The organism is Lysobacter sp. CA199, from assembly GCF_052078715.1.
Lineage (GTDB): Bacteria > Pseudomonadota > Gammaproteobacteria > Xanthomonadales > Xanthomonadaceae > Lysobacter.
This window is the reverse complement of sequence record NZ_JBQJIL010000014.1, coordinates 230-25,109: the sequence shown is the minus strand read 5'-3', so window position 1 is coordinate 25,109 and position 24,880 is coordinate 230. Positions and strand designations below refer to the sequence as shown.

The window sequence follows — 24,880 nt, the reverse complement described above, 5'->3', positions numbered from 1 at the left end:
CCGACTACCTATCCAACCGCGTCGCCTTCGTGCGACGTCCACGCCGCGTCCCCGCGATCGCGCAAAGGAAGCTGTCATGACCCGCAAGCCCGTCGCCGGTAACGATTCCCACCGTCCCGCGCCCGCGCGGCTGCGTCTGCTTGCGCTCACCGCGGCGATCTCGCTGGCGCTGGTCGGCGGCGGCGCCCACGCCGATCCCAATCCGTTCGCGCGCCGAGGCGCCGACCCGTCCGCGCAGGCCGCGCGCGCCGCGCAGCAACAGGGACTGCAGTCGGCGCAGGCGCAGCAGATGGCGCAGCGTTCGCTGGCGGCGTTCGCCCAGGCCGCGCGGGTGCGCAACGCGCTGGACGCGGCGCAAGTGGCCGCGCGCGCCGCGGCGGCGGCTTCGGCGGCGGCCCAGCAGATTCCCGACGGTCTCGCCGAGGGCGGCCTCAAGGTCGCTGCCGGCGTGCGCTTCGAGTCCGGCGCGATCACCGTGGACGATCCGCGCCTGAGCGAGTCCAAGCTGTGGCTCGGCGCCAAGGGCCCGGCCCAGAGCAACGACAGCGGCGGCAACGTCACCGTCACCGTCGAGCAAACCCAGAAGAAGGCGATCCTGAGCTGGGAGAGCTTCAACGTGGGTCGCCGCACCACGGTCCACTTCGACCAGCGCGCCGGCACCCAGGCCAGCGGCGCCAACGACTGGATCGCGCTCAACCGCATCGACGATCCCAGCGGTCGGCCGAGCCAGATCTTCGGCCAGATCAAGGCCGAGGGCAGCGTCTACCTGCTCAACCGCAACGGCGTAGTGTTCGGTGGCACCAGCCAGGTCAACACGCGTTCGCTGATCGCCTCGTCGCTGAACCTGTTCAACAACAACACCGCCGCCAGCAACCGCGCTTTCATCCAGCGCGGCCTGCAGCAGGCCAGTCCGGACGCCACCGCGTTCCTGCTGACCTCCGAACTGGGCGAGTCTTATGCCACCAACGGCGCGCCGCCGGCGCGGCCGGGCGATATCCGCATCGAGGCCGGCGCGCAGGTCAAGACCGCCGCCGGCGGCTTCTCGCTGATCGCCGCGCCCAACGTGTCCAACGCCGGCACGGTCGAGGCCAAGGACGGACAGGCGCAACTGGCCGCGGTGCTCGGCGCGGGTTATCGCACCGACACGATGCTCGCCAACAACCTCAGCGGTAACAACCTGACCCTGGACTACCGCGGCTACGGCAGCGGCGCCGGTGTCGATCCGGCCGCGATGGGTTACGGCCGGCTCGACAATTCCGGGGTGATCGCCTCCACCCGTGGCGACGTGACCCTGGTCGGCGAACGCATCCGCCAGGACGGCTACGTGGGCACCACCACCAGCATCAGCCGCCCGGGCCACATCGCCATTACCGCGCTCAACCTCACCCAGGGCGGTGGCGTCGACGGCGTGCTGAGCGACCGCGTCGGCGGTGAGCTGACGTTCGGTTCCGGTTCGGTCACCACGATCACACCCGAGCGCGACGGCGAGACGACGTCCTCGGCGCGCAGTTCCGATCAGGCGTTCAAACCGCCGAGCGCGCTGCTGGCGGGCGCGCAAGTGCGCTTCCAGGAGAACTCGCTGGTGCTGATGCCCGGCGCCACGCTCGACGTGGTCGGCCTGGCGCTGTATCGCGGCCCGGGCGCGGTCGGCGGCATCTCGCGCATCCAGATCGATCCGGGCGCGACGATCGACCTGGCCGGCCTGCCCGACGTGCAACGCCCGATCTCGGACAACATCGTCACCATCACGCGCGTCGGCGAGAACGAACTGGCCGACTCGCCGCTGTTGCGCGGCGGCGGCCTGTACCGCGCCAAGCTCGATATCGACGTGCGCGAGAAGGGCGTCACCGAAGACGGGCGCGCCTGGGTCGGCAGCCCGCTGCTCAACGCCGCTGGCTATGCGGACCAGGTGCCGCGCACGATCGACCAGATGCTCATCGACGGCGGCACGCTCAATCTGACCGGGCGCGAGATCGTCGTGCGAGGCGGTTCCAACGTCCATCTCGATGGCGGCTATGTGCATTACCTCGGCGGCACGATCGCCTCCCGGCGTCTGGTCGGCATGGACGGACGCCTGTACGACCTGGCCGATGCCGATCCGAACATCGCCTACCGCGGCTTCGCCGGCGACTACACCCTGGATCACCAGCGCTGGGGCGTGAAGGAACAGTTCTACTCGCCGCTGTCGTCCTATGGGCGCCGCTACGAGTCCGATTACCTGCACGGCGGCGACGCCGGTTCGCTCAACGTGCGCGTGCTGGCCGAGACCTTGCAGCCGCTCGACGTCGGCCTGGTGCTGGCCGGCAACATCAGCGCGCGTGCCGAGTCCGGGCGTTACCAGATCAAGAATGGCGAACCGGCCAAGGGCGGCACGCTCGCCATCGCCAACGCCGGCGACCATGAGTTCACCCGATGGTCGATCGGCACGGCCGCGCCGCTGGACGTGCCCGCCGGTTTCGCCACCGATACGCCGTTCGCGAGTTTGCCGCAGGCGCGCAAGGACGAAGACGGTCTGCGCGAGACGGCGCTGTCGGCCGGTTGGATCGAGAACGCCGGTTTCGCCCAACTCCAACTCAACGATCCCTTCGCGGTGATCCAGGTCGACGCCGACGCGCAACTGCGCATGCAGGCGGGCGGGCGCATCGCCCTGACCGGGCGTCAACTGCGCGTGGACGGCACCCTGGACGCTCCGGCCGGCGCGATCGAGCTGACCGCCAGCGGCACGATGTACTCGCAGCGTCCCAACGAGTTGAGCGACATCCGCATCGGCTCCGGCGCGCGCTTGTTCGCGCGCGGCGAATGGGTCAACGATTTCGGCGCGCTCGCCGACGCGCAACGCGGCGGCGCTTACATCAACGGCGGCCGCATCGCGATGTCCACGCGCCAACAGGTCGCCAGCATCGACGGCCAACTGCGCGATGCCACCGGTTCGATCCAGATCGCCTCGGGCGCGCAACTAGACGTTTCCGGCGGCGGCCGCATCCTCGCCGACGGCAGCCTGTCCAGCCATGACGGCCGCCCCGATGGCCGCGGCGGCGACATCTCGCTGCAGCTCTACCAGGGCGCCGAATCGTCGTTGCAGACGCGTCTGCCTTCGGCCTTCTACGATCCGGCCGGCGATGCCGGGCAACTGCGTTTCGATGCCGCTTCGCTGATCGCGCACAACCTCGGCGGCGGCGGCAAGCTGAGCCTGAGTGCGCGCGATGTCTACATCGGCGGCCCATCCGGCGACGGCGCCGATGCGCGCGACCTGCGCCTGGGCGCCGACTTCTTCGCCGGCGGCGAGTTCGGCGCGTACGACCTGCAATCGCAATTCGATGCGGTCGTCGTCGCCGGCGCGCAGGTGCCGGTGTGGCAGCGCAACTTCATCGGCGATGCATCCGCGCTGCGTCAGGCGCGCAGCGGCAGCGACATCTTCGCCGGAGGTTACGGCGCGTTCGGGCGCTTGGACGATTCGCGTCGCCCGGCCGCCGATCTGTCGATCCAGGCGGGCGGCGCGGTCGGCCGCGCCTTCGCGCGGCCGGAGCTGGCGCAATTGCGCGATGAGCTGCGCGTGGAGCAGGGCGCGCATTTGCAGCTCGACACCGGCGCCAAGGCGCGGCTGGGCTCGCGCGGCCAGGTCACCGTGCTCGGCGCGGTCAGCGCGCGCGGCGGCTCGATCGAGATCTCCGGCGATACCGGCGGCACCGGCTTGTCGCCTGCGGCCGATCCGACCGGCTACTGGGCCAACGACAAATCGGTCTGGCTCGGTGCGCAAAGCGCGCTTGATGTTTCCGGCATCGCCCGGCTCGACGGCCTGCAACGGCCGCTGGCGGACGGGCGCGTGCCGCGCGTGGGCGAGGTGCTCGACGGCGGCACCATCACCCTGAGCAACAACAGCGGTTACGTCGTGGTCGAGGAGGGCGCGCGGCTGAACTTGTCCGGCGCTTCGGCGCAACTGGATATTGACAGCGGCGCCACCCGCCCGGGCGCGGCCCCGTTCGCGCCGGCTCAAGTGTGGAGCGACGCCGGCACCCTGCGTCTAGGCGCCAGCGGCGGCTTGTATTTCGACGGCACGATTCTGGCCCACGGCGGCGACGCGCAGGCACGCGGCGGTACTGTGACGGTGCAGGGGCTGAGCGGCACGCGCACCGACAACAGCGGGCCCAACGGCAACCGCCAGGACCTGATCGCGCGCGAGATCGTACTACGCCAGCAGTCCGCAGCGCTGGCCCCCGGCGCGGCGCCGGGCGAGCAGATAGAAGCCGAGCAGACCCCGTCCGGCCGCCTGTACCTGTCGGCCGAGCGGCTGCAGGACAGTGGTGTCGACACGTTGCAACTGGGCCAGACGAACGCGGAGGCGTATATCCCGGTGGTGTTCGAGGGCAACCTCGACCTGTCGCTGACGCGCGCGCTGGTGATGAACGCCAGCGGCTATGCGTTCCGCGCGCTGCCCGACGCCGCCGCCGCCGCGCCGCCGCAGGTGCATTTGTCCGCACAGTACGTCGCCTTCAACGGCCTCAGCATCAATGCCGGCGCCATCGCCTTGCCGGACCCGGCCGCGCCGGGCGATGCGACTCTGCGCGTGGATGCCGGCTTCATCGATTTCGGCGGACGCGTGCGCCTGGACGGTTTCGGCCTGGGCGATTTCCGCAGCCGCGGCGACATCCGTTTCTACACGCCCAGCCAGTTCCGCACCTACAACTCCGCCACGGGCCTGCGCGAGGCGCCGGGCGAACTGCTCACCGGCGGCGACCTGGACTTCACCGCGGCGCAGTTGTACCCGGCCACCGGTGAGCGCTTCATGATCCGTGCGCTCGGCGCGCTGGATCGTGCCACCGGCCGCCGCGACGCCACCCGCATCCGCATCGCCGGCAACGGCGCGCCGGCGCCGACGCCGCTGTCGGCCGGCGGCAGCCTGTTGCTGGACGCGAGCGTGATCGAGCAGGGCGGCGTGTTGCGCGCGCCGGGCGGCAGCCTGGTGCTGGGCGCGGCCAATCCGAACGACGCCGATACCCTGGCGGCGTTCAACAACGTCAAGCTCACCGCGACCGAACGGGTCGAATTGCTTGCGGGCAGCCTGACCTCGGTGTCGCTGGACGGCCGCATCGTGCCTTACGGCAGCACCGTCGACGGCCTGCAGTGGAAGGCCAATTCGCTCGACACCGATCTGGCCGCGCCGCCGCAGAAGCAGGTGCGCCTGGACGCGGCCGAGTTGTCGCTGGCGCAGGGCGCCAACATCGACCTGTCCGGCGGCGGCGACCTGCAGGCGGCCGAATGGGTGCCCGGCACCGGCGGCAGCCGCGACGTGCTGTCGACCTACAACACCAGCTACGCCTCCGGCAGCGCCCAGCAGACGCCGCTATACGCCGACGGCCGCGAGGTCTACGCGATCGTGCCCGGCGCGCAGTCGCCGCTGGCCGCGGCCGATCCCAGCTTCAGCTCCGGCGACGGCAGCGGCATGTCGGGCAAGTCGGTATACCTGTCCGGTGTGCCGGGCCTGCCCGACGGCGTCTATACGCTGCTGCCGGGCAAGTACGCGACCCTGCCGGGAGCGTTCCGCGTGGTCGAAAGCCGCGGCGGCCGTGATGCGCTGGCACAGGACAACCTGACCGCCGTCGACGGCACCGCGCTGGTCTCGGGTTACTACGTGGATGCCCTGAGCGGCGCGCGCGAGGCGCGCAACACCCGCTTCGAAGTGCAATCGCGCGACACCTGGGGCCGCTACTCGCAGTACCAGACCGTCGGCGCCAACGACTACTTCGCCAAGCGCGCGGCCGGGCGCAATGAGGATGCGCCGCCGCTGCCGCGCGACGGCGGACAACTGGCGCTGAGCGCGCTGCGTTCGCTGGAGCTGGGCGCGAGCCTCAACGCCAACGCCGCCGCGGGCGGCCGCGCCGCGCAGGTCGACATCGCCGCGCAGGCGATCCAGATCCGCGGCCAGAACCAGCCGGTGCGCGAGGGTGCGGTGCAGCTCGACGTGGCCGGCCTCAACCGCCTGGGTGCGGCCAGCCTGCTGATCGGCGGCGTGCGTCACGCGCGTACCGACGGTGTGTCGATCGATACCCGCGCCGATCAAGTCTGGCTCGACAACGACGCGGCCAGCGCGTTGAGCGGGCCGGAGATACTGCTCGCGGCCAACCAAAGCGTGCAGGTGGGCGAGGGCTCGGTGTTGCGCGCGGAGGGCGCGCTCGGCGGCGCCAGCGGCCAGACCCTGTTGATCGGCGAGGCCCCGGCGGCGAACGGGAGCGGCGGACGCAATGGCGACGGCGCGCTGCTGCGCGTGTCCAACGCAGGCTCCGCGCTGGTGCAGCGGCGCAACTTGTCGCCGCTGGCGCAGGCGCGCGGCGAACTGAAACTCGGCGCCGGCGCCAGCGTGGACGGCGGCGCTTCGCTGACGCTCGATGCGGCGCGCAACACCTTGGTCGATCCGAGCGCGTCGCTCGGCGGCCGCGACATCCAGGCCAACAGCGGCCTGATCGCTTTCGTCGGCGACGGCGCCCAGGCCGGCGATCTCGACGGTTTCGTGATCGGCCGCGCCACCCTGGCCCAGTTCGACCGCGCCGAGCGCATCGGCCTGCGCAGCTACGGGCGCATGGAGTTCCACGGCGCGGTCGACGTGGACGTGGCTCAGGCCCTGGCGCTGAGCGCGGCCGCGTTCGTCGGCGATGGATCCGACGTGAGCCTGCGCGCCGACGCGCTGAGCCTGTCCAACGACCTCGGCACGCGGCTCGCGACCGAAGCCGGCGGCGGTGGCGCGCTGAACCTGGCTGGGCGCGAAGTCGCCTTCGCCGGCGGCGACGCGACAGTCGGTGGCTTCGCCCAGGTGCGCGCGCAGGCCAGTGAGGCGATCTCGGTGCGCGGCAAGGGCAGTTTCGATGTCGGCGCCGCCAATCTGACCCTGCAGGCGCCGGTGATCCAGGCCGAAGCCGGCGCCGACGGCAGCTTGCGCAGCGGCGCCGAGCTGCGCGTGCTGCGCGGGCCCGGCAACGCACCGCAGGCGCGGCCGCAGGGCGGCGCGATGACCCTCAGCGGTGCCAGCATCGAAGGCGACGGTTTGTTGCGCGCCAATTCCGGCCGCATCGTCCTGCGCGCCGAGAGCGGCGACGTGCGCCTGGACGCCGGCGCCCTGGTGGATGTGTCGGGGCTCGACAAGATGCTGTTCGATCAACGCATCCTGGCGCCGGCTGGGCGCATCGAGTTGGCAGCGACGCAGGGTTCGGTGAAGGTGGCCGAAGGCGCCGCACTGGACTTTTCCACGCCGGCCGGCGGCGACGCCGGACGCCTGCGCGTGGACGCGGCGCAGGGCGCGATCGAACTGGCCGGCGCGCTGCGCGGCGGTACCCCCAACGGCGTGGGCGGCAGCGTCGAACTCGACGCCGGCCGTGCGCTCGATCTCGACGGCCTGGCCCAGCGCCTGAGCGCCGGCGGCATCGACCAGCGGGTGGCGGTGCGCACCCGCAGCGGCGAACTGCGCCTGAGCGAGGGCAGCACGTTGCGCGCGCGTCAGGTCAGCCTGATCGCCGACGGCGAAAGCGACGGTGCGGTGCGCATCGACGGCCGCATCGACGCCTCTGGCGCCAGCGGCGGACAGATCGAGTTGTGGGCGCGGCGCGAGGTCGCCATCGACGGGCAGTTGTTGGCGCGCGGCAGCGACGCCAAGCGCCGCGGCGGCGAGATCAGCCTCGGCGTCGGCGGCCAAGGCCACGGCGAACTGCACGAAACCCACGGTTACCAGCTGGTGGACACGGCCGATTCGGGTGCGATCACAATCGGCGCGAACGCGCTGCTGGACGTGTCCGGCGGAAGCGCCGGCGGCCTGTCCGGCGGCCGCATTGACCTGCGCGCGCCGTTGCTGAGCGACGGCGACGTGCGCGTGGACATCGCCGACCCGAAAAGTCTGGTCGGCGCGCGCGAAGTCGGCCTGGAAGCCTATGCGGTGTGGAGCACCGACGACGCCTCGACTTCGTTGGACAAGCATTTCGACGGTCTCATCGACCCGGCCGGCTGGTTCAAGCCCAATGGCGAGATGGTCAGTGGGCAGTGGCAGGACTTCACCGGCGCGAACCTGCACCCGCCCACCACCGAGCAACTGGCCGACTACCTCAACCGCCATTACTTCATCCCCGACGCCGGCCAGAGCAACGCCGAGCACCAGACGTTCTACGGCTACCGCACCGACGAGACCGGCGCGCAGTCGCCCGGCACGCTGATGGGCTTCGTGCAGAACCCCGGCTTCGACTTCGGCGCGCGCTTCGACGGCATCGCCAAGTTCCGCGCCCGGCCCGGCATCGAGCTGCGCAATCCGGGTGGCGAGGGCGACGGTTCGATCCAGGTGTTGACCAACTGGAACCTCAATTCCGGCCAGATCGATCAGCTCGATTTCCGCTACAACGGCGCCGCGCCGGTACTGACCCTGCGCGCTAAGGGCGACGTGGTGGTCAAGGCCAGCCTGTCGGACGGCTTCGCCCGCTTCATCGGCAGCGGTCAACCGCTGAGCGGCGATTTCCCCGCAAGCACGCTGCGCTACGACGCGGTGTCGGCCGAATACGTCGAACGCTACGGGTCCGACTACAACCTCGGGCGCTTCCTCGGCGGGCCCGAGCAGATCGACGCCGGCGATCCGGAGCAGATCGCGCAGTACTACGGCCAGTACGACGAGTTGGTGAAGATGCTGACCGCCAACGATCCGGAGCTGGAGGCGTTGTGGGGCACGCCGTTGAGCCTGCTCGATGCGCTCAAGATCATGTCGGATTACTTCGGCGACGTGCCGCAGAACACGCCGGCGCCGGCGGGCTCGCCGGTGGAATACGGTAAGTTGCGCGACGACGGCAAGCCGACCGAAGGCTCGTACCTGGAGCGTTACCGCAGCCACATCGTGCAGATGTTCGGCAGCGGCGACGGCACGGTGTTGATCGACGACAGCCAGAAGCCGTTGCTGCCGATGCTCGGCGAGCTGATCCCGCTGCCGCCGCCGGCCGACCGCAGTCCGAGCCTGCAGGCGCAGCGCGACGGCGACCGCCTTCCCTTCGCCAGCCGCACCCTGACCGAGGGCGACAGCAGCAGCTTCCGCCTGGTCGCCGGCGCCGACCTCGCCAGCGCCGCGCCGACCGCGTTGCGCGCGCAGGCGCTGGCCGGCGACATCGTGTTCGACGGCCACACCACCGTCACCAGCATCGACGCGCTCGGCAACCTGCGCACCCTGCCGGTGCCCAACGTGCTGCGCAGCGGCACCGGCGGCATCGAACTGGTGGCCGCGCAGGACATCCGCTTCCTCGACAAGACCGCGCCGGCCAGCGTCTACACCGCCGGCGCGCCGGCCGTGGGCACCCAGGCCTCGTCGGCCTCGCAGATCGTGTCGACCGATCGCGGCTCGCAGGTGATGCCGGACCTGATCCAGACCGGCCCAGTCAATCCCGAGGCCGCCGGCGATCTGGTCCTGCGCGCCGGCCGCGACATCGTCGGCGAACGCGAGATCTACGACGATGCCGCCGGCACCCGCAGCGGCAAGGCCGGCACCTATCTAGGCCAGTACTGGTGGCCGTGGATGCAGACCGGCAACGTGCGCGACGACCGCATCGTGCAGTCCAGTTCGATCAACTTCGGCGGTTTCGCCCAGGGCCTGCTCAGCGTCGGCGGCAACGTCTGGATCGAGGCCGGCCGCGACATCACCGAACTGTCGGTGTCGCTGCCGACCACCTGGGCCGGCGATGGCCAGGGTGGCACCCGCGTGTTCGGCGGCGGCGACCTGCGCGTGGACGCCGGTCGCGACGTGCTCGGCGGCGATTTCTTCGTCGCCAAGGGCGAGGGCCTGCTCAGCGCCGGCGGCCGCATCGGCTCGGCGTTCCAACTCAGCGCGCGGGCCGCGCGTCCGGACATCGTCGATCTGAGCACGCCGGTGGCGCCGGTGCTGGCGATGCAGGACGCGCAGTGGCGCGTGGTCGGCGCGCAGGATGTGGAGATCGGGCAGGTGCTCAATCCCTCGTATCTGCGCACCGACCTGATCGGCCCGTCCGACTCGCAGCGCTACGGCGACAACGCCTCGCTGCAGGTGCTGTCGGTGGCGGGCGATCTGAAGTTCGACACCGTCAGCTTCGGCGAAGCGCTCTACAGCTACGGCCTGTCGCGCAACCTGTTCCGTCCCAACACGCCTTACGAGGTCGGATTCACGCCGGTGTTCGCGCGGGTGCTGCCTGGACAGGTGTCGCTGAGCGCGCCCAATGGCGACTTGAGCCTGCAATCGGGCGAGCAGTTGTTCCCCAGCGCCAATGGTCAGCTCAGCTTGCTCGCCGGCGGCGATCTGGCGCTGTTCTCGCCGATGTTCTCCGTGGTCAATCAGCAGTGGCGGATGCTCGACTTCGATCCCTCGTGGATGCCGTCGCCGCTCAACCAACTCACCCGATCGCTCGGCGAAGGCGCAGGCACGATCGACTTCGGCGCGAACGCGAACTTGCAGTTCCGGGTCGGCCGCACCCAACTTGGCAACCTTCACCGCGACGATGCCGAGCCGGTGCGCATCTACGCCGGCCGCGACATCGTCGGCGGCTTGCAGATCGACGGCGTCAGCCTCAATCCGCTCGGCGTGGACGTGGCCAAGCCGGCCACGATCCTGGCCGGCCGCGACATCGTCGACCTGAACTTCCGTGGACAGAACTTCCGCGCCTCCGACACCACCCGCATCGCGGCCGGACGCGACGTGTTCAACCAGCCGCTGAAGACGCGCTACAGCACCAACGGACCGCTGCAGAACGTGGCGGCCTGGATGGAGTTGGGCGGTCCGGGTACGTTTGAGGTCCAGGCCGGGCGAGACCTGGGCCGACTGACCTCGGCCAACGAAGCCTACGAGATCGTGCGCCAGAACAATCCAGATGCCGGCGGCATCCGCACCATCGGCAACCGCAACAATGTCGGGCTGCCGTTCGAGGGCGCCGATCTGGTCCTGCGCTTCGGTGTAGGCCCGGGCGTCGCCACGGCCGATTTCGCCGGTCATTACCTCAATCCGGCCAGCGCCGATGCGGCGCCGTACCGCGACTGGCTGGTGCAGTTCATGGCCCGGATCGAGGCCGACCAGCGCGATCGCCAAGGGCAGGGCGCCGCGCCGGCCGCGGCGGCGGATGCCGCGCAGGCTTGGCAGGCGTTCCAGGCGCAACCGCAGAACGTGCGCCAATTGCTGGTGGACCGCGTGTTCCTCGACGTGCTCAAGCGCGCCGGCCGCGACACCCAGGACCGCAACAGTCCGAACTTCGGCAAGTACGTCGACGGCTACCGCGCGATCAACACGCTGTTCCCGGCGCAGTTGGGCTACACCGCCAATCAGCTCGAAGGCGGCAGCAACGGCGCCGACAAGCCGGTCGCAACCGGACGTCTGGACATGCGCGGCTCGACCGTGCAGACCGAGCGCGGCGGCGACATCCGCATCCTCGGACCCGGCGGCGACGTGCTGGTCGGCAGCGTCGGCGCGCCGCCGACGGTGATCGACTCCACCGGTACGGTGCGGGTGGGGCCGAACCAGCAGGGCATCCTGGCCCTGGACGTGGGCGACATCGGCATCTTCACCGACGGTAGCGTGCTGTTGGCGCAGAGCCGCGTGTTTACCCAGGGCGGCGGCGATCTGACCATCTGGAGCTCCAACGGCGACATCAACGCCGGCAAGGGCGCCAAGACTTCGTCGGACAAACCGCCGGTGCGCTACTTCTGCGACGATGACCACAACTGCCGCGTGGACGCGCGCGGTCTGGTCAGCGGCGCCGGCATCGCCACGCTGCAGACTGCGCCCGGCGCCAAGCCCGGCGACGCGGTATTGGTCGCGCCGCGCGGCACCATCGACGCGGGCGACGCCGGCATCCGCATCAGCGGCAACCTGATCGTCGCTGCGCAAAGCGTGGCCAACGCCGACAACATCCAGGTCGACGGCGATTCGCTCGGCATTCCGATCGCGCGCGGCGTCGACACTGGCGCGCTGTCGGCGGCCTCGAACGCGACTTCGGGCGTCAACGCGGCGGCCGAGGCGATGGCCGAACAGCGTCCGGCCGCATCGATGCGCGATACGCCGGCGATCATCTCGGTGCAGGTGATCGGCTTCGGCCGTTGCACGCTCGGCGATGCTTCGTGCATGAACGTGCCGCCGCCGTAAACGGCACGCGCGGCGGCCACGGCCGTCGCGCGTTCTACCGGGCTTTCGTTGGGACTCAGCTGTGCCAACCTAGTCGCGCAGGCGGGCGACGCCGCGACTGTTCGAATCGTCGTCCCCGCGAACGCGAGATCTACAGGCTTCGCGTCGCGCTTGCGTATCGCGTGTCGCCGCCCCGGGCATCGCGCTTGTCAGAAAACCGTCCGCATGCTGTCGCTGTACCGGCACAGGCGGAGCGCATGGTCTTGGTCGCCGGACGGCGCGCGCCGTGGCTGCGCGGCGCGCGCCGGGATCCGGCGACCCGTTCAAGGAGGATCACGCCATGCGCACCACTGCAATCCCGACGTCGCGTACTTTCGCGCGTCCCACCATCGCCGCCGCGACACTGCTGTGCGCGTTCGCCGGCAGCGCCGGCGCCGCCGATCTGTACGGCGGCGGTTCCAGCTTCGCCGTGCCGTTCGTTGCCGGCGACCTGTATCTGCAAACCTCGCCGCGCGCGCGCCTGTCGCGCGATCCGGCCGTCGTTTCGCCGGCGGTGCCGTTCAGCGCCGCGCAACTGGGACGTTGGAGTTCGCCAAGCTATGTTCCTGCGTTCCGGCGCTTCCGTGCGCTGTATCCCGGCGATGCGGTCTCGTACTGCCAGAGCGACGTGGAACGCAAGGTCTACAACCGGGACAGTTACGCCGCCAACGGTGTCTGCGGCGACTGGAGCGCTATCTACTTTCCCACCGGCTTCAGCGCGCTCGATCCGATGGCGGACTTCATCGCCACCGAGATGCCGGTGCGCACGCGGGACTATTGGTTGTTCGACGTCAATCTGGCGCCGACCCACACCGCGATGATGCAGATCCCGGCCTTCGCCGGCGCGATCGCGTTGACCTACCGTCCGCACCCGTCGATGGGCAGCGTGCCGCTTTCCCTGAACACCGAACGGCTGTGCCGGTTGTTCTCCGCGCAGATCACCGACTGGTCCGATCCGGCCCTGGGCCTGTCGCTGCCGTCGCCGGCGCCGATCACGATGATCCGGCCGGAGGGCTCCAACTCCTTGACCTACGCCTTCAGCGCCTACCTGGCCCGCACCTGCAATGGCCAGTACGGCGTGCCCGCCGGCCACTTCGTCGTCAGCGCGTACTTCGACTCGGCCTTTCACGCCGCCCAGCCCGGCGCGCGGCCGGCGTTCGCGGCGATCGCGAGCGTGCGCAATGGCGATGCCGATGCAGTGGCGCTGACCATGGGCACCGGCACCGGCGCGCTGGAATTGGGTTATGCCTCGCTGGGCGCTGTACAGGCACAGTCTGCGGCCTACGCCAGCCTCAACGGCTTTCTGCCCGAAAACCTGCCGCAGGCGTTCAACCTACCGGCCAATCTGTTGCTCAAGGCCAAGGTGATCGACGATGCCGGCGGCGCGGCGGTGCCGATGCCCGGTGCCAATGCCCAGGCGGTCAAGAACTGCACGCTGCTGGTCGACCCGCAGTGGACGCCGCCGGCGGGCACGTATCCGTTGGTCGCAGTGAGCTACTTCAACGCCTACTACCGTGGCAACGCCGCGCAGAAGCTGGTGCCGCTGAAGAACCTGTTCAAGTTGTTCTACGACCCGGCCAACGCGCCGCCGCCGCCGCCGGGTTACGCCTACCTGTATGGCAACCCCGGATTCCGCGCGCAGACGGTCTACAACATCAACAACTGCCTGGGCTGAGCGACCCGGCCAAAACGAGTACCCCAACGAGTGCCCGATTCCGGCGGTGCCGACTGCGCGCAAGCGCACGGCGCCGGCGGATGAACGCGACGCGCCACCTCGCATCGCGTGTACCTGGTATGTGACAACACAAACAGCGTCGTCGATTCGCCGCGAACCAAGACACGTCAATCCCATGACTTCGCTGGACCCAAGGGGCGCTGATATGACAATGCGCGCATCGCGGGCGGCGCATGCCGAAAACAAGCCGAAGGAAATCGCCGATGCGTTGAGATTCGCTGGCGAAATAGCGAAATGCGGCACGCTTCAAGGCCGTTTCGAACGTAACAAATGTGTATCCCCGTGGTCGTCGCCATGGCACACATCGCGGCGAATCTTGCCTGGCGTCGGACAACCCGTCATGGACGCAATTTGATCGAGCAAACGGATTTAGTCGGATACACGCCACAAACCCTTCAGGAGAAGTCACGTGCATCGCAACATGCTCATGCTGTCCCGCCTCGCTATCGCCACTGTCGCTTTCGCTGCCGCCGGTTCGGCCGCCGCGGTCGACCTTTACGGTGGCGGCGCCACCTTCCCGGCCCCGGCTTATGTCGGCGACCTGTACAACTCGACCACGCCGAAGGCTCGCCTGTCGCGTCCGGCCGGCGTGCTGCCGACCGTCACCGCCTACCAGGTCGCTGCCCTGGGCAACTCGACCGGCACGCTGGTGCCGGTGTTCGTCAAGTACGGCACTCTGACCACCAACCGCGTGTCCTACTGCCAGACCGGCAGCGGCACCGGCAAGAACGTGCTGAACCAGAACGGCATCAGCGCTAACGGCCAGTGCTTCGACAACGCCACCGCGAGCAGCGGCGTCACCGGCTTCACCTCGACCGACCCGGTCACCGACTTCATCGGTACCGACTCGCCGATCAGCACCAACGACTACAACACCTTCAACACCAATATGTCCGCCACCCGCGGCGCGATCGTGCAGATCCCGACCCTGGCCGGCGCCATCGCCATTCCGTACAACGAGACCAACGTCCCGGTCGGCCTGCGTCCCCTGGCGCTGACCACCGAGCAGGTCTGCCGCATCTACAGCCGCCAGTTCACCCTGTGGTCGCAGGTCAACGCGAGCCTGCCGGCGAACGCGATCAAGATCGTCTACCGCAAGGACGGCAGCGGCACCACCTTCGCCTTCACCAGCTTCCTGACCGCGAAGTGCAACACCCCGTTCGGCACCAGCTTCACCCCGAACCAGAACTTCGCCGCGGCGATGGGCGCGCAGGATCCGACCGATCCGACCCTGGTCCCGGCCGCGTGGGGCTGGACCGCCGCCACCGGCAACAACAACGTGGTCGCTACCGTCAAGACCACTGTCGATTCGGTCGGTTACGGCGACGTCGCCGAAGTCGTCGCGCAGGCCGCCAACTACGCTCTGGTCGACGGCTTCAACCCGACCAGCATGCCGGCTTCGCTGAACATCCTGCCGGGCAGCATCCAGCAGGGCCTGGTGCTCAACGGCGCCACCACGGCCGCGGTCCCGGGTGCCGGCACCACCGCGCAGAAGAATTGCCTGAAGCTGGTCAGCTCTTCGGCTCCGATCTCCGGCGCTTATCCGATCGTCGCGGTGACCTACCTCAACGCCTACTACAGCGGCAACGGCGCCACCAAGGCTCCGGCCCTGCGCGATCTGCTCAAGCTGTTCTACACCCCGGCCAATGCGCCGGCGCTGCCGACCGGTTACTCCTACCTCAGCGGCAACGCGCTGCTGCGTACCCAGATGACCTCGGCGATCGACTCCTGCATCAACAACTGATCCATGGCTAGCCGCGTCCGCCGGCCCGCGCCGGCGGCGCGCAGCGAACAGGCGACGGCGGCGGAAGGATCCGCCGCCGTCGGTGCAGGGTGCGGGATGTCGCCGCGCCGCGCAGGTTCGCTGAAGCGTTGCAGATACAAGTAAAGCTCCCCGCTGGCCCGGGGAGCTTTTTCTTTGCGCCGGCTCGCATTGCCGGCGGCGCAATCAGGCGTGACACAAGCCACGCAGGGCCGCGCGGATCGGTTCGGCATCACCGATGAGCGGCGAGAAGGAGGTGTTGGGCCTGTGGCTGGCGCAGACGGAGGACGCCAAGTTCTGGTTGCAGGTGATGACGGAGCTGCGCAACCGCGACGCGCAGGATTTTCATCGCCTGCGTCGACGGCCTGAAGGGGCGAGGTGATCGAAGCGGTGTTCCTGCACACCACGGTGCAGTTGTGCATCGTGCACATGGTCCGGCACCGCCTGAACTACGCGTCGTGGAAGCGGCGGCGGGAACTGGCGGCCGACTTGAAGCCCGTCGATACCTGCGCCACCGTCGAGGAAGCCGAGCGGCGACTGGCCGAATGGCGAGGTGAACGGCCTCGGCCTGGCGGCGCTGGGATCAGCGACGAGCTCATGACGTCATACCTGGCAACGATTGGCTTATCGGCCCCAATGGGGGCTACCAACGTCGGTGAGACGCAGGTAGCCGACATCTTCGGCAAGGAATAAAACTCCGATCAGCAGTGACCGCTGATCTCAACCCTGAAGGCCGTAGGACGCGCGCCATCAACGATGCTTCCCTGAGCGAAAACGCATCGATTCCTGCCATTAACAGAAACAGGTCCGGCCTGATATTTGAAATTTCCCCAGTCGCTCAACGCGAGACGCGGTGCGCTGCAGCCGTTACGCGGATCGAAGTTTTCCCGTTTGCAGGTTTGCAGAAGCACTTCGGTATGGCGAGACTTGCCCCAGGTTGTGCCTGAATGCATTGTGCGGGCGCAGTTCTTTCCTGTTGCTGCATCGTAATACAGTTGCAACTCCGCAAGTTTCTGTCCGGCTGAGTTTCGGATTGGCTTGAGCTCGACAAGCTTTCCCGGGCAGCTCTGGGCCAGAGCGCCGCCACTGAACGCGATACCTGCGAGCACGATTGCGAAAGAGCAGATCAAGCGAAGCATATCCATGCGTCTCCGTAAGAAAGTTCATGATAAACAGCCCGGACAGAGTCAGGCACTTTAAGCAATTCCCGCTCCAAACACAGAGCCTTTTCGCAATCGCCAAAGCCGAGGTCAAAAGCATCCGCAACGGGATGAAACCAGCTGCCGTGAAGATCAAACCCCTGTGAGATCCCGGCCAAAAGCATAGGATCACGAACGCCGTACGACAACACTCGCGTTGGTGCGATCTGAATAGTTCATTTCTGTGAATCCGTACTGGCCCGATCATAGGCTGCGTGATAAATCACGTATTCTTCACGATTCAGAGAGAAGTCGCGTAGCGCTTCCAGAGCGCTACGCTGTAGCTGGGAGTTGGGCGTTGCATCGCTCGCCTGCATCAGCAGAGCATCCTTGATTTCTTGAGTGCGCACGTTAGAAATCAAGACAGCAGTTGCGGCAGCACGAACGACTTCTGGGTTCTGATCATACAGACCCTTCCGAAGCACGCCAGCAACGGCTTCGCTACGGTCCCAGGCCGCGGTGCGAATCAACCCATCGGCGCGCACTTCGGGATCGGATGACTGCCGTACAAGCTCCAGTTCTTTAAGGAAGAGCGCCAAGTCCTCCGGCGGCAATGGCGCTGGAGTGATTTTTTCGAAGATTCGAGCTTTGGCTGCGGGATTTTGCTGCGCTGAAATCAACTGTAGAAATGTTCTGCGTACCTGGGAATCCTGGATGCCGATGGCGTCGAGTTGTTGCAAGCAACGCTCCGCAGTCTTCGTTTCTATGCCGCTAGCGCATGCTATGAGCGCCTGCAAGTCAGTACGAAGGTTAGAGGAATCGGTACTGGCGCCTCGCCCCGGAACGGCTCGTGAGTTGATGGGCCCTGCCGGAAAGTTCAGTGAGGATTGCACCGTAGCTCTGGGTTGCCGTGCATCGGAGCTCTGGGATTGCCGCTGCGACGAGCTTTCTCTTGCAGCGCTATCGTCGATGACCCGGGTGCCGATGCCGAGCAGGAACCCGACGCACAGGCATAAGATGACAGCCACCCAAAAGGTCATTCTGGACATGTACTGGACCTAGAGGCTCTGGGATTCTGCAAGCGGAGGCCTGCGTACGGATTTTGCGCCTTGGTTCCAGATTATAGCTGCCTTGATCGATCGTAGATGCCAGGAGGCGCTGGGGTAACTCTGTCCGCGGCGGAAGCCAGCACCTCGAAGAATGCGACGCAAGATCTTCGGCCTCATCCCATAATTGCCAGACATAATCGGCGCTTCGACCAGTCGATGTCTCGAAAATCCACTTTTCCTCGGATGCTCGAATTCTGGTTCGGCACGCCGGTAGAGGCAGGTTTCATGCGGAACGCCGATGGTCACGATGACGACCCGTGGCCTGGTTATACGCCCAATGCCACAGCTCGCCGAATGTGGCGTAACCGCCTGGTCCGGCCTGAGACCGGAGCCGAGCCCATCTACTCGCACCGCTCGGCAGGGTGACGGTGGAAGTCCAGCCGTCTTTCGAGCTCTTGCAGACATAAAAAAAGCTCCCCGCTGGCCCGGGGAGCTTTCCTTGCTCCGCCTTGCGGCGGCGCGAACGCGACTCAGACGCCGCAGAAGCAGGTGGCGTTGGCGCCGACCGAAGCGCCGGCCGGCGCGTCGACGAACACTGCGCAGTCCGCGGTGCCGGTGGTGCCGCGCGGCGCGACCGCCTCGTCCTTGCTGTTGCAGGTGCTGGCGGTGACGCCCTTGCGGGTGGCGACGTTGCTGTTGAGGCAGTTGGCCGAGATCGCGTCGCCGGTGGTCAGCACCGCGCTGTTGTCGACGGCGATCGCCGCATTGGGATTGCTCGACAGAGCGGAGCCGAACACTTCGACCTTGCGCGAGTCGTTCGGGCAAGCGTAGTTGGCGGTGCAGAACTGCGAGGCCGAGGCGTCGGCGCCGGCGCGCACCGTCGCGTAGACCTGGACGATGCCAGGCAGCAGGTTGACCGTCTTGCAATTGCCCTGAGCCTGAGCTTGCGGCGCGGCGAGCAGGCCGAGGCCGAGCGCGGCCGCGAGCAGAACCATCTTCGCGCCGGCGGCGCGCATTGCGTAATCCATTGCCTTATCTCCATGGTTTGGGTGAATCCGGCGCGGATGTGAGACATCCGGGGGAAACGTCAGGCCCGGGGGCAGTCGGTGAGGCCAGGTGGGCGAGTACAGATGAAGTGCCAAGACCGCGTCGTGCCGGACGGCGGCGGCATGCAGAAGACGAGTGATGCGGACGTTACGTTCCCCGCCAACATAAGAACAGCGGCACATGTCGCTGCGATTGCATGTGCGTGAACGCACATCCGGTCATGTCGCCGTTCGTCGTTTTGCGCGCGACGGGCGGCGCGTCTTGCGATCGCGTTTGGGATTTCGCGGTGGCGTCGCCGCGGCCCGGGGAGGCCGTCTCAGTCCGCGGTGAGCGCCAACTTGCGTTCGCGCCGATGCATCAACACGCCCGCCACGCTCACGCCCGCGGTCACCAGCATCACGATGAGGGTGGTCAGCGCGTTGATCTCCGGCGTCACCCCGATCTTGACCTTGGAGTAGACCAGCATCGGCAAGGTGGTCGAACCCGGGCCGGAGGTGAAGCTGGCGATCACCAGGTCGTCCAGCGACAGGGTGAAGGCCAGCAGCCAGCCAGCCAGCAGCGCCGGTGCGATCAGGGGCAGGGTGATGACGAAGAACACCCGCCAGGGTTTGGCGCCGAGGTCCATCGCCGCTTCTTCCAGGCTTGCGTCCATCGAGGTCATGCGCGAGCGCACCACCACGGTGACGTAGCAGGCGGTCAGGGTGATGTGGGCCAGGGTAATCGTGGTCATGCCGCGTTCGGGCCAACCGAAGATCTGCTGCAGACCGACGAACAACAGCAGCGAGGACAGGCCGAGCATGACGTCGGGCATGACCATCGGCGCGGAGTTCATCAGGCTCAGGATGCCGCGTCCGGGAAAACGGCCGAAGCGCGACAAGGCCAGGCCGCTGGCCGTGCCCAGCGCGACCGCCGCGGTCGCCGAGATCGCGGCGATGGTCAGGCTGCGCTGGGCCGCTTCCAGGATCTGCTCGTTGCGCGCCAGCGCGGCGTACCACTGCAGCGAGAAACCGCCCCAGGTGGTCGCGCGGTCCGAGCCGCTGAAGGAGTAGACGATCACCGACGCGATGGGCAGGTACAAGAACGCATAACCCAGCGCCATCATCGTGTACAGCGCGAACGGGCGGCGCTTCACGACTGCGCCTCGCGCGCAGCGCGGCGGTTTTCGACGTATTCGAACAGCAAGGTCGGCAGCACGATCAGCAGCAGCATGGCCACCGCGATCGCCGCCGAGCGCGGCCAGTCGCGGTTGGTGAAGAACTCGGTCCACAGCACCCGGCCGATGGTCAGCGCATCCGGGCCGCCGAGCACGTCGGGAATCACGAACTCACCGACCGACGGAATGAACACCAGCAAGGTGCCCGCCAGAATGCCCGGGAACGAGAGCGGCAAGGTCACCCGCACGAATGCGCGCCACGGCTTGGCGCCGAGGTCGGCGGCGGCTTCCAGCAAGGTGAAGTCGAGCCGGATCAAGGTCGCGACCAGGGGCAGGATCATGAAGGGCAGGTAGTTGTAGGTGATGCCGATGTAGACCGCCAGATCGGTATGCAGCACCGCTTCGCCCGGTTCGATCAGGCCCGATCCGGCCAGCGCCCGGCTGATCAGGCCGTTGGCGCGCAACAGGCCGATCAGCGCATAAGTACGCAGCAGCGAGCTGGTCCAGAACGGCAGGATCACCAGCACCAGCAACAAAAGGCGCCACAGGCGCGGCGCGCGCGCGATGCCGTAGGCGATCGGATAGCCCAGCAGGAGACAGCACAAGGTGGAGACGCTGGCGAACAACAACGACTTCAGATACGCGGCGATATACAGCGGATCGGCCAGCAGCGCGGCGTAGTTGGCGATGTGCAGGCGCAGCGTGGTCGCACCGTCCGGCGTGGTCTCCAGCAGCGGCGTGTACGGTGGCACCTGCCCGAACACCCACTGGGCGAAACTGATCTTGAGCACGATCAGGAACGGCACGCAGAAAAACAGCGCGAGCCACAGCATGGGAATCGAGGTGACCAGCAGTCGGCCGCGGCGGGTCTTGAATTCGTCGCCCACGGCGCGGAACCAACCGAAGAGATTATCAACGACATCCCCCCAGAAACCCCAAATCCCCCGGGCCTGCTTTTGCTCCTGCGCCTTCATGACCGAGCACTTCCTGCAGCGGTATTGAAGAGATTATCAACGACATCCCCCCAGAAACCCCAAATCCCCCGGGCCTGTTTGTTCTCCTGCGCGCTCACGACGGCGCACCCGCGACGCGCACAACCGCAGTTCCGACGAGGTAAGCCCTCATGACGTCAACACCACCGCACTAGCCGCATCCCAAGACAACCACAAGGTGTCGTCCCAGTCGTAATGCGGCTCGGAACTGCGCGCCACATGGGTCTCCTGCACGCGCAGGATCGCCCCGGCTTCGGTTTGCACGTGATAGATCGACACATCGCCCAGATAGGCGATATCGCGGACCTTGCCGGCGACCGCGTTCTCGATGCCGTCGGGTCGGGTTTCGTGCACGTCGATCTTTTCCGGACGCACCGCGATCGCCACCGCGGTGCCTTCCGGCAGCGGATCGGGATGGCGCGCGAGCAGTTCCTCGCCGACGCCGTCGCATTGGATGCGCAGCAGCCCGCCGTCGCCGTCCTGGCCCAGCACCCGGCCTTCGAGCAGGTTGATGCCGCCGATGAACTCGGCGACGAAACGGGTCGATGGATATTCGTACAGCACCGCCGGCGTCGAGACCTGGACGATGCGGCCGGCATCCATGACTGCGATGCGCGAGGACATGGTCATGGCTTCTTCCTGGTCGTGGGTGACCATGATGAAGGTGGTGCCGACCCGCTCCTGGATGCTGACCAACTCGAACTGGGTATGTTCGCGCAGCTTTTTATCCAGCGCGCCCAGCGGCTCGTCGAGCAGCAACAGCTTGGGCTGCTTGGCCAGGGCGCGCGCCAGCGCCACGCGCTGGCGTTGGCCGCCGGAGAGTTGATCGGGCTTGCGGTTGCCCAACTGCGGCATGCGCACTAGGTCCAGCATCGCCTGCACGCGGTCGCGGATTTCGCCGGCGCCGAGCTTGTCGGCGCCGGAGCTGGAATGCTTCAGGCCGAAGGCGATGTTCTGCGCCACGCTCATGTGCGGGAACAGCGCATAGCTTTGGAACATCATGTTGACCGGCCGCTGATACGGCGGCAGGTCGGTCACGTCGACGCCGTCGATCAGCACCCGACCGCGATCGGGCGACTCGAACCCGGCCAGCACCCGCAACAGCGTGCTCTTGCCCGAGCCCGAGCCGCCGAGCAGGGCGAAGAACTCGCCGCGATAGACGTCCAGCGAAATGTCGTCGCAGGCGTAGACCTTGCCGAAGGTCTTGGTCACGCCCTCGATGCGCACGAACGGCTGCGCCGCCGGGTCGCGCCAGGGCTCCAACGCGGGCGACGAACCCGATGGGCGGGGGACGGGAACGCTCACGCGCTCAGTGCCCGCTCTTGATGCTGGTCCAGGCGCGCACGCGCTGGCGCTGCACGTCCTCGGGCAAGGACTTGGGATCGATCAGCTTGGCCCGCACCGCTTCGGGCGGATACACCCCCGGGTCCTGGGCGATGGCCGGATCGACCAGGCTGGTCGCATCCTTGTTGGCGCTGGCGTAGGCGACGTGACTGCTGATCTGCGCGGACACCTTGGGTTCGAGCAGATAGTCGATGAAGGCGTGGGCGTTGCCCTGATGCTTGCTGTCCTTGGGAATGGCGATCACGTCGACCCAGCGGATCGCGCCTTCCTTCGGAATGGCGAAGCGCAGGTTCGGCACTGGCGAGCCGGCCTTCTTGGCCGCGTCGAAGGCATCGGTGGCAGCCTGGGCGATATCGCCGGAATAGCCCATCACCAGGCAGGCGTCGCCGTTGGCGAAAGCGTCCTTGTACTCGGCGTTGTTGAAGGTGCGCACGTACGGACGGATCGCCGCGTAGACCTTGCGTACCGCATCGATCTCGTCGGCGGCGCCGGCGTTGGGGTCGCGGCCGAGCCAGATCAGCGCCGCGCCGAAGGTTTCCTGGTCGTCGTCGAGCACGGTGATGCCGCACTTCTGCAACTTGGCCGCGTTGGCCGGATCGAACAGCAGCGACCACGAGTCCAGCGGCGCGTTCGGACCGAGCGCGGCCTGGATCTTGTCGACGTTGATGCCCAGGCCGGTGGTGCCCCACATGTACGGCACCAGATGCGCGTTGCCCGGATCGATGGCGGCCAGGTTCTGCAGCAGTTGCGGGTCCAGATGACTCCAGTTGGGCAGCTTGCTCTTGTCCAGCGGCGCGTACAGCCCGGCCTTGACCTGGCGCTGGGCGAACGGCCGCGCCGAGGGGAACACCGTGTCGTAGCCCGAAGCGCCGGCGCTGAGCTTGCTTTCCAGGGTTTCGTTGGCGTCGTAGACGTCGTAGTTGACCTTGATGCCGTTGGCGGTCTCGAAGTTCTTGACCGTGTCGTCGGCGACGTAGTCCGACCAGTTGTAGACGTTGAGCACTTTCTCCTCGGCGCCGGGCTTTGCTGCGGGAGCGTTGGCGTCGGACGGCTGCTTGCCGCCGCAGGCGGTAAGCAGCAGGGCGCAGGCGAGCGGGGCGAGGCGAAGGATCACGGCGGATCTCCTTGAATGCGGCGGGAACGCGGGTACTGGCGGGGATGTTCGGAGCCCGCCCGCGCGGTGTCAACGCGAAATCGGCGCCGCGGGCCGGGCGGCTTGGTCGCGGGCCTCGTGTCCGACGCATCGCAGCGGGCACGCGGCGATGGCGCAAGCGGTGACGGCCGGCCCGTTTGCGCCGAGCCGTTGCCCTGGGCCGGCGGGGCTTGCAGTATCGTCTTCGATCCTACGACCGCGCCGTTTCAGGGAGAAACCGTGATGCCGATGCTCTCGCCCCACCGCCCGTCGCCGAAGCCGGCGCTGACGCTCGCATTGTCCGCCCTGCTGGCCGTCGCCGCGCCGATGGCCGCGGCGCAGGACGCCGGCGAGGGAGATACGGGCACCGAAGCGGCCTGGAACGTGCGCGGCGGCGTGTCCGTGCTCAGCGATTACGTCTGGCGCGGCGTGTCCCAGACCCAGGAAGACCCGGCCGTGCAGGCCGAGATCAACCTGGAGCACCGCAGCGGTTTCTATGCCGGGCTGTGGGCATCGAGCATCGACTTCACCGCCAGCGGCGAAGAGGACGACGGGGTGGACTACGAACTCGACGGCTACCTGGGCTGGGCCGGCGAACTGCGTCCGGGCCTGGAGCTGGACGTGGCGCTGACCCGCGCCGCCTATCCGGGCGCGCGTTCGGGTTTCGAATACGACTACACCGAGTTGGAAGGCACGTTGAGCTTCGCCGAGTACTACCACGTCGGCCTGGCGTATTCGCCGGACATCTTCGGCCTGGGCGGCAGGGGCTATTACTGGAACGCCGGCGGCGAATGGCCGCTGGGCGAGAGCGGCTTCGGGCTCAAGGCGCAGATCGGTCATTACGATCTGGAGGACGCGGCGGGCGACAGTTACAACGACTATCTGTTGGCGCTGACCAGGCAATTCGGGCCGGTGCAGGCGGAGCTGCAGTACACCGACACTTCGAGTTACGGGCCGGAGTTGTCGGAGGCTTTGGACGATTCGAAGTTGGCCGATGGCAAGGTCGCGTTGGTGGTGGGGTGGAAGTTCTGAGGAATCGTTGGAGTCGTTGATTCCGGATCAGCGGTTTGATTCGCGTGAGATCTGTGGCGCTGTAGGTTGGCGCGCCGATTGTCGCTATTTTTTTTCCGCGCTGTCGCTGTCGCAAAGATTTTGTGCTCGCGTTGGCTTTAGCTTTTGCTGGGCGGCGCATCCGCCGCTCTATGGCGGAAGCGTTTGATCTTGCTTGTCATCACTGCTTTTGCAGCGTCAAGATATCCAAAGCTTCAAGAGCTTCAAGAGCTTCAAGAGCTTCAAGAGCTTCAAGAGCTTCAAGAGCTTCAAGAGCTTCAAGAGCTTCAAGAGCTTCAAGAGCTTCAAGAGCTTCAAGAGCTTCAAGAGCTTCAAGAGCTTCAAGA

11 protein-coding genes and 1 pseudogene are annotated in these 24,880 nt (G+C 67.5%); 5 read left to right on the top strand and 7 right to left on the bottom strand.

Features of this window, described 5'->3' with window-relative positions:
- Positions 1 to 76 precede the first annotated feature (76 nt).
- The 4 genes and pseudogenes from ACTOWJ_RS23820 to ACTOWJ_RS23805 form a co-directional block, all read left to right on the top strand.
- The gene (locus ACTOWJ_RS23820; protein WP_441337108.1) at positions 77 to 12,112 is read left to right on the top strand and encodes a filamentous haemagglutinin family protein; all 12,036 of its coding nucleotides are present in this window, start codon (positions 77 to 79) and stop codon (positions 12,110 to 12,112) included.
- Positions 12,113 to 12,431: 319 nt separating this feature from the next.
- On the top strand, positions 12,432 to 13,805 hold the full coding sequence (locus ACTOWJ_RS23815; RefSeq protein ID WP_441337107.1) for a substrate-binding domain-containing protein: 1,374 nt from the start codon (positions 12,432 to 12,434) through the stop codon (positions 13,803 to 13,805).
- 469 nt (positions 13,806 to 14,274) lie between these two features.
- Positions 14,275 to 15,609 (top strand): PstS family phosphate ABC transporter substrate-binding protein, encoded by a 1,335-nt coding sequence (locus tag ACTOWJ_RS23810; protein WP_441337106.1) that lies wholly within the window; start codon positions 14,275 to 14,277, stop codon positions 15,607 to 15,609.
- Positions 15,610 to 15,865: 256 nt separating this feature from the next.
- A pseudogene (locus tag ACTOWJ_RS23805) lies at positions 15,866 to 16,185 on the top strand (transposase); the annotation flags it as partial.
- Positions 16,186 to 16,328: 143 nt separating this feature from the next.
- On the opposite strand, the gene ACTOWJ_RS23800 reads toward ACTOWJ_RS23805, so the two are convergent.
- The 7 genes from ACTOWJ_RS23800 to ACTOWJ_RS23770 all read right to left on the bottom strand — a co-directional run bounded on the left by ACTOWJ_RS23800 (position 16,329) and on the right by ACTOWJ_RS23770 (position 23,465).
- Complete coding sequence (locus ACTOWJ_RS23800; RefSeq protein ID WP_441337105.1) at positions 16,329 to 16,772, bottom strand: hypothetical protein; 444 nt, start codon at positions 16,770 to 16,772, stop codon at positions 16,329 to 16,331.
- A gap of 230 nt (positions 16,773 to 17,002) precedes the next feature.
- Positions 17,003 to 17,506: a HEAT repeat domain-containing protein gene (locus ACTOWJ_RS23795; protein ID WP_441337104.1), complete on the bottom strand. Its 504-nt coding sequence runs from the start codon at positions 17,504 to 17,506 to the stop codon at positions 17,003 to 17,005.
- A gap of 839 nt (positions 17,507 to 18,345) precedes the next feature.
- Positions 18,346 to 18,843, bottom strand: coding sequence for a hypothetical protein (locus ACTOWJ_RS23790; RefSeq protein WP_441337103.1), 498 nt, complete (start codon positions 18,841 to 18,843; stop codon positions 18,346 to 18,348).
- Between the two features lie 335 nt (positions 18,844 to 19,178).
- On the bottom strand, positions 19,179 to 19,964 hold the full coding sequence (locus ACTOWJ_RS23785) for an ABC transporter permease subunit (protein ID WP_441337286.1): 786 nt from the start codon (positions 19,962 to 19,964) through the stop codon (positions 19,179 to 19,181).
- 26 nt (positions 19,965 to 19,990) lie between these two features.
- Positions 19,991 to 20,848, bottom strand: coding sequence for an ABC transporter permease subunit (locus ACTOWJ_RS23780; RefSeq protein WP_441337285.1), 858 nt, complete (start codon positions 20,846 to 20,848; stop codon positions 19,991 to 19,993).
- Positions 20,849 to 21,136: 288 nt separating this feature from the next.
- Complete coding sequence (locus tag ACTOWJ_RS23775; RefSeq protein ID WP_441337284.1) at positions 21,137 to 22,270, bottom strand: ABC transporter ATP-binding protein; 1,134 nt, start codon at positions 22,268 to 22,270, stop codon at positions 21,137 to 21,139.
- A 46-nt stretch (positions 22,271 to 22,316) separates the two neighbouring features.
- The gene (locus tag ACTOWJ_RS23770; protein WP_441337102.1) at positions 22,317 to 23,465 is read right to left on the bottom strand and encodes a polyamine ABC transporter substrate-binding protein; all 1,149 of its coding nucleotides are present in this window, start codon (positions 23,463 to 23,465) and stop codon (positions 22,317 to 22,319) included.
- A gap of 267 nt (positions 23,466 to 23,732) precedes the next feature.
- On the opposite strand from ACTOWJ_RS23770, the gene ACTOWJ_RS23765 reads away from it, so the two are divergent.
- A complete protein-coding gene (locus ACTOWJ_RS23765) occupies positions 23,733 to 24,515 on the top strand; it encodes a TorF family putative porin (RefSeq protein ID WP_441337101.1) in 783 nt (260 codons plus the stop codon).
- The last annotated feature ends 365 nt before the right edge of the window (positions 24,516 to 24,880 follow it).